This is a genomic window from Halomonas sp. BM-2019 (assembly GCF_017584085.1).
Genome location: NZ_CP071922.1, coordinates 3789830 through 3802005, shown reverse-complemented (window position 1 = coordinate 3802005; position 12176 = coordinate 3789830). Strand labels below are relative to the sequence as shown.

Genomic DNA, 12176 nt, shown 5'->3' with positions numbered 1-12176 from the left:
GCGCATCCGCCGCCTCGGCGCCATCAACCTGGCGGCCATCGAGGAGTATGATCAGCAGGCGGAGCGGCGCGACTATCTGGAGGCCCAGCACGCCGAGCTGAGCGAGGCCCTGGAGACCCTCGACCGGGCGATCCGGCGGATCGACCAGGAAACCCGGTTGCGTTTCCGCGACACCTTCGAACGAGTCAACGCCGGCCTGCAGTCGCTTTTCCCGCGGGTCTTCGGCGGGGGAACCGCCTGGTTGACCCTGACCGGCGAGGATTTGCTGGAGACCGGGGTGGCGATCATGGCGCGTCCTCCCGGCAAGAAGAACAGCACCATTCATCTGCTCTCCGGTGGCGAAAAGGCGCTCACCGCCCTGTCGCTGGTATTCGCTATCTTCCAGCTCAATCCGGCGCCCTTCTGTATGCTCGACGAGGTGGACGCGCCGCTGGATGATGCTAATGTGGGGCGCTATGCCAGGCTGGTGAAGGAGATGTCGGAGAGCGTCCAATTCATCTATATCACCCACAACAAGATCGCCATGGAGGCCGGCGATCGGCTGATGGGGGTGACCATGCAGGAGCCCGGGGTGTCGCGTCTGGTGGCGGTGGATGTCGAGGCGGCGGCGGCCCTGGCCGAGGCCTGAGGGCGGGAAGGCCTGGTCACAAAAAGAAACAATAAGGAACGCAATGTTTCATTGCAGGGTGCCGGGGATCATCGAGGGGCGATTGCAGGGGGCTGCGTCGGCTCGGGGGAGAAAAACCCCCCGGGGTTGCCAGACAAAAAAGTGGCCCCTGTTTCGGCGATCGCGCTATGCTGTGGACGGATAACCATCAGGCATGGCGCCTAAGCGAAAGGCTGAACAACCCATGGAACTTAGAGAGTGGCTGATCATCCTGGGGTTGGCGCTGGTGACCCTCATCGTGGTGGATGGAGCGCGTCGCCTGCAGCGCCAGCGGCGTGTACCCCGCCTCGACGAGGCTGTGGACGAGACACGCGCCGCCGACCCCGACGAGCTGGCCCGTGAGGCCGAGATCAACTGGGAGCTGCCCAATGGAGGGGCGCGAGTCGTCAGGCCCGCGGACTACAGCCAGGTCCAGCCCAAGCCCAAGCTGGAGCGCCAGGAGCATCCGGGCCCGTCGAGCGTGCTGTCGAGCTTCCGTCGTCAGGCCGGCCAGGCGCCGGCTGATCCGCGCCCGGCGGTGGGCAGCGCGGAGGCGGGCGCCCGGGTCGCACCGAGCGCGTCCCCTGGTGCGGAAGCCCGGGAGCCTCAGGTTCCGCCCAGGGCGGACGCGGCGCCCGTAGCGCCGCCCGGTCAGCCGTCCGATGCCGATCAGGCGGGCCGTCAGGCACACCGGGCCGAGCCAACGCGTCGCGAGGCGGAGTCTGCACCCGCCGCCGAGTCGGTCGCCCCGGCGGCCTCTCGCCCTGCGTCCACCCCGGCCAGCGATACCGTGCCCACCCCGGCCCCGGCCAGCGATACTGCGCCCACCCCGGGCAGCGATGCCCCGGCCGAGGCGAAGCCGGCAGCCGAGTCCCCGCGCCATGAGGCGCCGCGCGTCGAGACAGAACCCCCCACGCGTCGCGAGCCCAGCCTCTCGGCGCTGGACGATGACGGCGTACCCGCCAGCGCGGCCGAGGAGCCGCTGGTGGCCGACCCCGAGGACCACGATGACTACCACCAGGAGGCCGAGCGCTATCGCCTGGTGGACCTCGAGGGCATGAGCGATTCCCTGAAGAGCGGCTCGAAGCGCGTGGGCGTCTCCATGCAGCGCTTCGGCGCCTCCCTGCAGAAGACCCTGGCCGAGCGTCGCGAGCAGAAGCGCCTCGAGAAGGCGCGCCGCGAGCAGGCGAAGGCCGAGAAGGCCGCCCTGGAGGCCGAGCGCCGGCGCCTGGCCCGCGAGCAGGCCGAAGCGGAGCAGGCGGCTCGAGAGGCCGAGCGTCGTCGCCTCGAGGCCCAGGCCATCGCCGAGGCCGATGACTACGATCCGCTCTTCGCCCCGCCCCGCGCACGGCAGCATGGCGGGGGTGCCTATCGCGCGGCACCGGAGCCTGGTGATGCTGGCTACCGGGCCGATGACGCCGATGGCCGGTATGACGAGACCCTTGACCTCGAGGCCTCGCTGCAGAGCGACAAGGTGCGCGTCCACCCGGTGCTCGAGAAGGCGCTGCGCCATGACGTCAGCGCCGAGCACGCCCGCGAGACCCTCGCGGCCGCCGATGAGTTGATCGTCATCAGCGTGATGTCCCGCGACGAGGAGGGCTTCTCCGGCCCGGCGCTGCTCGACCTGATGCTGGCCTGCGGGCTGCGCTACGATCGCGAGATGGGCGTCTTCCACCGCTTCGAGACCGAGGACCCGGAGAGCCGCCTGCAGTTCTCCATGGTCAACGTGGTCAAGCCCGGCACCTTCCCCATCGCGGCCATGGACGACTTCCGCACCCCAGGCATCACCCTGCTGATGCCGCTGCCCGGGGCCGAGGATACCTCCGTGGCCTTCGAAGCGATGGTCGAGACCGCCATGGTGATCGTGCGCCACCTGGGCGGCGAGCTGAAGGACGAGAATCACAGCGTGATGACCGCCCAGACCGTGGAGTTCGCCCGCCAGCGCGTCCAGGAGTTCGTGCGGCGCCATCGCCTGCATCGCTATCAGGTGAATTAGCGCCCGCGCCCGGCGCCCAGCGGAAAGCCCACGACCCCCGGTAGATCCCCCGGGGGTCGGCGCTTTGGTAAGCTAGAGCTGCGCCGGCACCGGGAACTGCTGGAACATACCATGGACCGCGTCGTCGAGAGCGGGTCCGAGGTCATTCAGGGTGCGCTGCGTCTGGCGCTTCGTCGCGGCAGCCTCCCAGATCAGCATGTTGCGGCACGCGTCTTTGACATCCACGCTCAAGGTCCCTTGCGTGAACTGATCCACATCGACAGTCGAGTGGGTCGGCCAGCGGCGGTGACCCCGCCAGGGGCATAGAGCCCCCGCCGGTAATTCCAGAAGGACGTTCCACGCCAGTGGATGGTAGTGCTGCGGACCTGGAAGCGCTCGGCCAGGTCGATATGGAAGTTGATCAGCAGTTGTGCCTCGGCGGGGTCCTCGACGTAGGTGAAGCCGCGCACCTCCATTTCGCGGCGGGTGGACGGCGAGCGGATCACGCGCCTCGATCTCCAGGAAACGAAGCCTTTCCCGGCTATTCGCTCAGCATGCCGACCCGGAACGGCCGGACCGTCATGCCTGCGCGCAACTGACGGGCACCCGTTCCCACGACCTGCTCGCCCGCCTGCAATCCGTCAAGCACGATGGCCATACCATCGCCGCCCATCTCGACGCGCACCGCGCGTTGCTCGATCCGAAGGGTGTCAGGGTCCACGACCCAGATCGACGACTGGCCGGTTCCGGCGGTAAACACGGCCGTTTCCGGAACGCTCAGGACGTCCTTCGCATAGAGTTCTGGGCGCGAATAGACGGTGACCGTCATGCCGGGCAACACGTTGATGTCCCGTGGCCGGTCGAAGCGCATGGTGACCCGGAAAGTCTGCGTGCTGGGATCGGCCCGGGTTTCGACTTCGGACAGCGTCACCGGGAAACGACTTTCCGGCAGCACCGAGAATACGGCCTCTCCAACCGGCCGATCACGCGGCGCCTCGCGGACGCGGGAAATGACCCGGTCGGGCAGATCGACGACGACCTCGAGGACGTCGGCCGCATCGACCAGCAGGACCGGTTGCCTGGCCTGCACCTGCGTATGGTTGTCGACCAGTCGCTCCGCAATGACGCCATCAAATGGCGACCGCATCGTCGTGTCGGCCAGGGTTTTTCGTGCCTGTTCAAGTCGCACCTGCGCAATCTCGTAGATTGCGCGCCGGCGATCGACCTCGGCCGGGCTGACGGGCGAGACGGGCGACCTCGACAGCGCCGAGTAACGCTCGAAATCCGCCTGGGCGAGGTTGAGGCGCGCGGTTTCCAGGGCTACGCGATTCTCCAGGTCGCGCGGATCGAGCCGACCCAGCACCTCGCCGCTGCTGATGCGCTGCCCGGCGACCACGGGCAGGTCGATCATCAGGCCCGCAATCTGAAAGGACAGTTCGGAGCGCTGCGCCGCCTGGACCCTGCCCGGGATCTCCAGCAGCTCCGCCTCCTGGCCGACCACGTGCAACTGCACCAGCGGGACCCATGCCGTCTCCGGCTCCGGTCGTGGAAGCGTCTGCGCCTCGGCGTACGGAGCGCCGAGCGCGCCCAAGGCGAGGCCAGCCACCAGAGCAGTCACGTTGGACTTGATGTCGGGCTTCATCTGCAGGGCCTCATGCGTCGGAACCCACGGAGCTGGCCGTCGGGGGCGGCTCGCTGGAGCGCACCGGGATACGGTAGAACGTGGCGTGCAGTACCGGCACGACAATGAGCGTCAGCAGCGTCGCGAAGCTCAGGCCGCCGATGATGGTCACCGCCATGCCGATGAAGAACGGATCCTTGAACAGCGGCAGCATGCCGAGCACCGTCGTGCCGGCAGCCATCGCCACGGGCCGGATGCGGCTGACGCCAGCGTTGAGCACCGCATCGAGCGGCGCCGTGCCCTCGCGGCCCTCGGTGTTGATCTCGTCGATCAACACGATGGCGTTCTTGATCAGCATTCCGGACAGGCTGAGGAAGCCCAGCAGCGCCATGAAGCCGAACGGCTCGTTGGCCAGCAGCAGTCCGACGCTGACGCCGATCACGGCCAAAGGCACGGTTAACATGATCAACAGCGGCTGGCGCAAGTTGTTGAACAGCATGACGAGGATCACCACCATCAGTAGCAGCGGCACAGGCACGCCGGACGCGATGTAGCTCTGGGCGCGCGTCGAATCCTCGAGTTCGCCGCCCCAGGCCAGCTGGTAGCCGGCTGGCAGTTCGATCGCCTCGATCTTCGGTTTCACCGCCTCCAGCAGCTCGCTGGCGAGCTCTCCGGGGAACGGGTCGGCCTTCGCCTCGATGGTGCGCACCCGGTCACGACGCATGATGATGGCGTCGTCCAGACGGGTCTCGAAGCCACTGACTACCTGGCGCAGCGGGATGGCCTGCTGGGCCGTGGGGCTCCAGATCTGCACGTCGGCGAGGTTTGCCACGTCGGCGCGCTCCTCGAGCGGCGCGCGCGAGACGATTGGAATGAGGTCGTCGCCTTCCCGGTAGATACCGACCCGCACGCCCTCGGTGGCGTGATGCAGGGCGCGGGCGAGCTGCGGCCGGTCGATGCCGGTGCGGCGCGCCTGGGCCTCGGAGAACTGCGGCGAAAGCACCATGACCTGCTGCCGCCAGTCCGTCGTGGCGATCTGGGCGAGGCCGGAGTCCTGCATGATCCGGCGGGCCTGATCCGCCAGCTCGCGCAGCACCGCGGAGTCCGGGCCGCTGAAACGCGCACGTACCTTGAACGCCCCGCCGGGCCCGAGCTCGAACAGGTTCACCACGGGTTGACCGTTCGGAAGATTGTCGCGTACGAAGTGATACGCTTCCATGGTCAGCGCGGGGATGCGGTGGCGGTCGTCGACTTCGACGATCAGCTGGCCGTAGCTGCGGTTGGGATCCTCCGGCCCGTAGGTCAGTTGGAAACGCTGGGCGCTGGAGCCGACGAAGCTGGACACCGCCGTCACCCCCTCGCGTGCCAGCAGGAAGTCCTCGATTCTGTGCATGTCCTCGGAGGTGGCCTGGATGTCGGCGCCCTGCGGCAGCCAGTAGTTGACCATGAACTGCGGTTGCGTGGACGGCGGAAAGAAACCGTCGCGCAGCATGCCGAAGCCGATGACGGCGAGCACCAGCAGACCCACCGTGGCCGCGATGGTCAGATAGCGCACCCGGATGCAGAACACCAGGAATTTGCGGTAGGCGCGGTAGAAGCCGCTCTCGCCGCCCTCCGTCTGTTTCTCGGGCTTGAGAAACAGGTGGCACAACAGCGGTGTCAACGTCAGTGCCGTGATCCAGCTGAGCAGCAGGGAGATCAGCATCACCAGGAACAGCGAGCGCGTGTATTCGCCGGTGTTGTCGGGCGAGAAGCCAATCGGCACGAAGGCGAGCACGGCAATGAACGTCGCGCCGAGCAGCGGCATCGCAGTCTGTTTCGTAATCTCGGCGGCGGCTTTGATGCGGTCGATGCCGCGCGAAATGCGCACCAGGATGCCGTCCGTGATGACGATGGCGTTGTCGACCAGCATGCCGAGCGCAATGATCAGCGCCCCCAGCGAGATGCGCTGCAGGGTGATGTCCATTGCGTGCATCACGATCAGCGTGGCGAGGATCGTGACCAGCAACACGGTGCCGATGATCAGTCCGGAGCGCAGGCCCATGAAAATCAGCAGGACGACGATGACGATGCCGATGGCCTGGGCCAGGCTCACCACGAAATTGTTGATGGCCTGGGTGACGACCTCGCCTTGGAAGAAGATGAAGTCCAGGTTCATGCCGAGCGGCGTCAGGGGCTCGAGGTCCGCTAGCCGCTGGCGGACCAGCTCGCCCATGTCCACCACGTTGCCGCCTGACACGGTGGAAACACCGAGCCCGATCGCGGGTCTGCCGTTGTAGCGCATCAGCGCATGCGGGGGGTCGACGTAATCGCGCGTCACGGTGGCAATGTCCCGTACCCGGATCAGCCGCCCCTCGCCGGTGACATCGGGGATCAGGACATTCGAAATCGCCTCGATCGAGTCGAACTCGCCGGTCGGCCGCACCGCGATGCGGCTGCCGCCCGTGCCGGCACGGCCGGCGTCGGTCACCGTATTCTGCATGCCGATCGTCTGGTAGACGAGTTCGAGCGGAATGCCGAGCTGGGCGATGCGCGAGCGGGAGATCTCGAGGTAGATCTGCTCCTGCTGCACACCGTTCAACGCGACCTTGGCGACGCCCGGAACCTGCAGCAGCTCGCGGCGCAGAAGGTTGGCAAAGTCGTTCAGCGCGGCGTAGCTGTGTCCTTCGCCGGTGATCGCGATGTAGACGCCGAACACGTCGCCAAAGTCGTCGTTGACGATGGACTCAAGTACGCCCGGCGGCAGTTGCGACTGGGCATCGCCCACCTTGCGCCTGAGCTCATCCCAGATCTGCGGCATCTGCGGGGCCGTGTAGGACTGCCGGATCTCGGGTGTGATGATCGACAGGCCGTCCGTGGAGCGCGAAGTAATACGCCAGAGCTGTGGCAGCTGCTGGATAGCGGTCTCCAGCACGTCGGTGACTTCACTCTGAACTTCCGCGGCGCTGGCGCCCGGGTAAAAGGTGACGACCTTGGCCACCTTGATGGTGAAATCCGGATCCTCGAGGCGTCCCATGTTCTCGTAAGCGAGAATTCCACCGCCAATGACGAGGAAAGTGATGAACAGGACGATGACCTTCTTCTGGATCGACAGTTCGGCGATGTTCATCTCATTGTCCCGTCCGAACCGTCATGCCTTCAGCCAGATAGGCGCCGCCCAGCGTAACGACGCGGTCGCCCGTCTGAAGGCCCTCCAGGATTTCGATCTGTTGCCCACTCAGCTGGCCATTGAGGACCAGCCGCTGCTGCACCGTCTGGCCCGTGGAATCAAGCAGCCATACAAACGCGCGGCCATCCGGCGTCGCCTGAATCGCCTCGACCGGCAGAAAATGTACTCGTCGCGTCGTGGCTACCGCGTAGCCCGGGACGAAGTTGCCACTCATGCCCGGCAGGATGTTGCCTTCGTCGGGCCGGGCCAGGCTCAGCACCACGCGGTAGGTATTGGTCTGCGCGTCCGCGCGGGTATCGAATTCCTTGACCGTGGCCGGGAACGCCCGGCCAGGCAGCGCCTCAAAATACACCTGGCCGACGACGGTTCCCAGCATGGGCACATCCGGCGGAAGTGTCACGATGTCCTGCTCCGGCAGCTGGGTGCGGACCTCGAGCCGGGAGATATCTTCGAGAATGAGGACCGGCTGGCCTGCCTGGACGGTCTGGAAGTTTTCCACCAGCCGACGCGCCACGCGCCCGGAGAAGGGCGCACGTAGCTCGGTGTCCGCCAGGGTATTCTCGGCGAGGGCCAGCTCGGCAGCTGCGACTTCAAAGCGGGCCTGTACCTGGTCCCGCTCCGCTGCTGTCACCGCGCCGGAACCGAACGCGCGCGCGACGCGCTCAGACAACGCCCGTGACTCGAGAAATTCCGCCTCGCGCCACTGACGCTCTGTTTCGAAGTCCCGCGGGTCGATGCGCGCCAGCAGCTGACCGGCGGCGACGAGCTGGCCTTCCTGGATGGGCAACTGCAAAAGCGGCCCGGACACGCGGAACGAGAGCTCTGCTCGCTGGTCCGCTCGGACTTCACCGGGAAACTGCCGGATGGGCGGGCGCTCGGGCGCGCCGAGCACGATCGACTCCACGATACGCGGCGCCTCCCGCGGCGCCTCCGGCGGCCCGCTGCATGCAGCGAGCATTACCAGGCAGATCGCGGCCCCGGCCGACCAAACGGAGCCAGCCAGACGAGACGCGCTACGCATGTCGAGGTTGATCCGTTCAGGAAGGCGCACGGGCATTTGAGTCCTTCTTGCGGATCATCCATCCGCCCGCGACGATGACCAGAGAGATTGCCGCGCCGAACTCGAGCAATTCCCGGCCGGGCCCGAGCTTGATGGCATGCTCGAGGAAAATGATGATGAGCACCACGATCACCAGGCTGACCAGGACGTATTTCAAATCGTCGAAACTGGTGATGGAAACCGGTCCGATCTGTCTTGCGTCCGGGTTGAGAAATAACTTGTACGTCCCTGTCGACATGATCTGGAATGACGCGGCGATCAGCAGCAGGTCCCAGACTTTCAGCAGCGCCACGGCGGATTCCCGTGCAGCCTCCCAGTTGTAGAGGCCCAGCTTGATGGCGCTAAAGAGAATATGTCCGATCAGCAGTATCGCATATGTGTAGAGAACGACGGCCGAGATCAAGGCAATCAAGACAGTCACGTACGCAAGGCTGCCGCTACTCCGGAGCAGTCGTTCCACGATGGCGCCCTCTTCGATTCCAACAGCTTCGAGCCGCGCACATCGCGCGTGGCTCGAACAGTTTGGATCGTTCGACACTTTCAAGCGAAGTAGACCTGATAGCCAGCAGCGCGGTCAAGGGCAGATCCTGTCCGGCCGAGGGCGGCCGAGTACCATCCTTCGGCCGTTGGGGCCTCGGAACCGCGAGCACATCGGATAATTAAGTGTGGGCGGTCAGGGCGGCCCGCCGCTCCGTGCCTGGCACACCCATGTGCCGCGCGAGTTGACCGGCACCCCCCGCCCCCGTGGCCAGCGGACAGAACCGTCCCGGTACGCGCGTTGCTACCACCTGCACCTAGATGCTTCGAGGACTCGGCGTACCAGCAGGGCTCGACCAGCAAGGCTCGACCATGTGGCGTGAGACGGGCATTCTTATGGGTGTTCATCCGGGCCTCCTGGTGCTTGGTTTGGTTCGCACCGCCAGTTTTCCGGGTAGGCTCCGGATGAACAACCTACAGAGAGATCACAGCTAGGCGACGAAATCCGGCTTCGTAGCGCACGCTCGAGGCCTTCGCCCTGGACGAGACCCCTGCCGCAATGACCCAGCCCGACCAGCAAATCCTCGATGAGATCGCGCGGCTGCGCGCCGAACTCGACGACGCCAACTACCGCTACTACGTCCTCGATGACCCGACCCTGACCGACGCCGACTACGACCGCCGCCTGGCCCGGCTGCAGGCGCTCGAGGCCGAGTATCCCGACCAGGTGACCCCGGACTCGCCCACCCAGCGGGTCGGGGCGCCCCCGGATGCGGGCTTTCCCGAGGTGCAACACGCGGTGCCCATGCTGTCGCTGGACAATGCCTTCAGCGAGGCGGAGCTCGAGGCCTTCGTCAAGCGGGTCGGCGAGCGCCTGGAGGTGGCTGGCGAATCGCTCGCCTTCTGCTGCGAGCCCAAGCTCGATGGGGCGGCGGTGTCGCTGGTCTACGAGAGCGGCGTGCTGGTCAGCGGCGCCACCCGCGGCGACGGCCGTACCGGCGAGGGCATCACCTCCAACCTGCGTACCCTGCGCTCCATCCCGCTGCGGCTGCGCGGCGAGCCTCCCCCCGAGCTGCTGGAGGTGCGCGGCGAGGTGGTCATGAGCCATGCCGGCTTCGAGGCGCTCAACGCCCGGGCCCGTGAGGAGGGTGGCAAGGTCTTCGCCAATCCGCGCAACGCCGCCGCCGGCAGCCTGCGCCAGCTCGACCCCGGCATCACCGCCACCCGGCCGCTGGAGTTCAGCGCCTACCAGGTGGCACGCATCGACATGGCACGGATAGATGACAGTGTGTTGCCAACCCACAGTGCCCAGATGAAACGGCTAAAGGAGTGGGGCTTTCGCATCAGCCGCGAACTGAACGTAGTGACGGGCGCAGCCGGACTGATCGACTACTGCCGGCGTCTCGGCGAGCGACGCGATGCCCTCGGCTACGATATCGACGGCGTGGTGATCAAGGTGGACGACCTGCGCCTGCAGCGCGAGCTGGGCTTCGTGGCCCGGGCGCCGCGCTGGGCCATCGCCTTCAAGTTCCCCGCCCAGGAACAGACCACCCGGCTCAACGACGTGGAGTTCCAGGTGGGGCGCACCGGCGCCATCACCCCGGTGGCGCGCCTCGAGCCAGTCTCGGTGGCCGGGGTCACCGTCTCCAACGCCACCCTGCACAATGCCGACGAGATCGCCCGGCTCGGCGTGATGATCGGCGACACCGTGGCCATCCGCCGCGCCGGCGACGTCATCCCCCAGGTGGTGCGGGTGGTCGAGGCCGAGCGCCCCGCGGATGCCCGGCCGATCATCTTCCCGGAGCGCTGCCCGGTGTGCGACGCCCAGATCGAGCGCCTCCCGGGCGAGGCGGTGGCGCGCTGCGCCGGCGGGCTCTACTGCGCCGCCCAGCGCAAGGAGGCGCTCAAGCACTTCGCCTCGCGCCGGGCCCTGGATATCGACGGCCTGGGCGAGAAGCTGATCGAGGCGCTGGTGGAGCGCGACTGGGTCACCACCCCGGCGGACCTCTTCCGGCTGGAGGCCGAGCGCCTGGCGGAGCTGCCGCGCATGGGGCAGAAGTCCTCGGAGAACCTGGTGGCGGCCCTGGAGAAGGCCAAGGCCACCACCTTGGCGCGTTTCATCTATGCCCTGGGGATCCGCGAGGTGGGCGAGGCCACGGCGGCCAACCTGGCCCGCCACTTCGGCAACCTGGAGGCGCTGATGGTCGCCGATCGCGAGGCGCTGGAGGCCGTGGAGGAGGTGGGGCCCATCGTGGCGGCCCACGTGCACACCTTCTTCCGCCAGCCCCACAACCGCGAGACCATCGCCGACCTGCTCGCCTGCGGCCTGGGCTGGGAGGAGGAGGAGAGCCTCGCCGAGCGTCCCCGGCCCCTGGACGGGCAGACCTGGGTGCTTACCGGGACGCTCGAGAGCATGACCCGCGACCAGGGCAAGGCGCGCCTCCAGGCCCTGGGGGCCAAGGTGGCCGGCAGCGTGTCGAAGAAGACCGCCGGCCTGGTGGCCGGCGAGGCCGCCGGCAGCAAGCTGGAGAAGGCGATGCAGCTCGGCGTGACGGTGCTCGACGAGGCGGCCTTCCTCGCGCGGCTGGCCGCCTGGGAGAGCGGTGACGGCGGCGAAGCGGACGGGGAGGCAGCGCCATGACTGACGGCCGCTTTATCGAGGTGCCCTGGCGGATGCTGCCTGCCGAGACCCTGGACGCCCTGCTGGAGGCCTTCGTCACCCGCCAGGGCTACGACACCACCGATACCGGCGAGGGGATGCGCGGCTGGGTGGGGGAGCTCAGGCGCCAGCTCGAGCGCGGCGAGCTGATCATCGCCCATGACCTGCAGACCGAGAGCACCGAGGTGATGACCCTGGCCCAGTGGCGGGCCTTCGGCCGCGACCTGGCCGATGACGAGGAGGGTTAGTTTCCCCTCACCAGGTCGCGGATGATTCTTCGTCCCGGATGCAGGTGGTCCACCAGCGGCTGTTCCAGCGGCAGCGGCTCGTCGCAGATCCGTGAGGCCAGAAGCTCCGCGCAGAGCGGCGCGCTGGCCAGGCCCCGGGAGCCGTGGGCGGCGCTGATCCAGAGCCCGGGATGGTGTCGCCCGGGAACGTCGGGCACCCGGCTGGCGTCACTGGCCAGGGCGGCGTAGGCCGCTCGGTACGCCGCGGCGTCGGGCACCGGCCCGCAGTAGGGCGACTTGTCGGGGCTCGCCGCCCTTACGCCCACCCGCCCGGTGAGGCGG

At 67.3% G+C, this 12176-nt stretch carries 10 protein-coding genes and 1 pseudogene; 4 read left to right on the top strand and 7 right to left on the bottom strand.

The window, feature by feature from the left end; translation table 11 throughout:
• Together J5F18_RS18810 and zipA are read left to right on the top strand one after the other, a co-directional pair.
• Positions 1-628: pseudogene (locus tag J5F18_RS18810) on the top strand (chromosome segregation protein SMC); the annotation flags it as partial.
• Between the two features lie 223 nt (positions 629-851).
• Positions 852-2642, top strand: a complete 1791-nt coding sequence (gene zipA / locus J5F18_RS18805; protein ID WP_346300046.1) for a cell division protein ZipA — start codon at positions 852-854, stop codon at positions 2640-2642.
• A 72-nt stretch (positions 2643-2714) separates the two neighbouring features.
• Here zipA and J5F18_RS18800 read toward each other — a convergent pair whose 3' ends face one another.
• The 6 genes from J5F18_RS18800 to J5F18_RS18775 are packed head-to-tail and all read right to left on the bottom strand — an operon-like array spanning position 2715 to position 8931.
• Positions 2715-2897: a DUF4136 domain-containing protein gene (locus J5F18_RS18800; protein WP_346300045.1), complete on the bottom strand. Its 183-nt coding sequence runs from the start codon at positions 2895-2897 to the stop codon at positions 2715-2717.
• Positions 2870-3127: a hypothetical protein gene (locus tag J5F18_RS18795; protein WP_346300044.1), complete on the bottom strand. Its 258-nt coding sequence runs from the start codon at positions 3125-3127 to the stop codon at positions 2870-2872. Before J5F18_RS18795 ends, J5F18_RS18800 begins: the two co-directional genes overlap by 28 nt.
• A gap of 35 nt (positions 3128-3162) precedes the next feature.
• Entirely contained in the window at positions 3163-4263 is a 1101-nt protein-coding gene (locus J5F18_RS18790; RefSeq protein WP_346300043.1) for an efflux RND transporter periplasmic adaptor subunit, read from the bottom strand.
• 10 nt (positions 4264-4273) lie between these two features.
• Positions 4274-7351, bottom strand: a complete 3078-nt coding sequence (locus J5F18_RS18785; RefSeq protein WP_346300042.1) for an efflux RND transporter permease subunit — start codon at positions 7349-7351, stop codon at positions 4274-4276.
• Position 7352: 1 nt separating this feature from the next.
• Complete coding sequence (locus J5F18_RS18780; protein WP_346300041.1) at positions 7353-8468, bottom strand: efflux RND transporter periplasmic adaptor subunit; 1116 nt, start codon at positions 8466-8468, stop codon at positions 7353-7355.
• Positions 8449-8931, bottom strand: a complete 483-nt coding sequence (locus J5F18_RS18775) for a YqhA family protein (RefSeq protein ID WP_346300040.1) — start codon at positions 8929-8931, stop codon at positions 8449-8451. The genes J5F18_RS18780 and J5F18_RS18775 overlap by 20 nt, the downstream gene beginning before the upstream one ends.
• A 576-nt stretch (positions 8932-9507) precedes the next feature.
• Between J5F18_RS18775 and ligA the strand changes: the two genes are divergently transcribed.
• Both ligA and J5F18_RS18765 read left to right on the top strand, forming a co-directional pair.
• Positions 9508-11589 (top strand): NAD-dependent DNA ligase LigA, encoded by a 2082-nt coding sequence (ligA, locus tag J5F18_RS18770; RefSeq protein ID WP_346300039.1) that lies wholly within the window; start codon positions 9508-9510, stop codon positions 11587-11589.
• On the top strand, positions 11586-11855 hold the full coding sequence (locus tag J5F18_RS18765) for a YheU family protein (protein ID WP_346300038.1): 270 nt from the start codon (positions 11586-11588) through the stop codon (positions 11853-11855). The genes ligA and J5F18_RS18765 overlap by 4 nt, the downstream gene beginning before the upstream one ends.
• On the opposite strand, the gene J5F18_RS18760 is transcribed toward J5F18_RS18765, so the two are convergent.
• A partial coding sequence (locus J5F18_RS18760; protein ID WP_346300037.1) for an FAD-dependent oxidoreductase occupies positions 11852-12176 on the bottom strand: 325 nt, incomplete at its 5' end. The two genes, J5F18_RS18765 and J5F18_RS18760, sit on opposite strands and share 4 nt — an antisense overlap.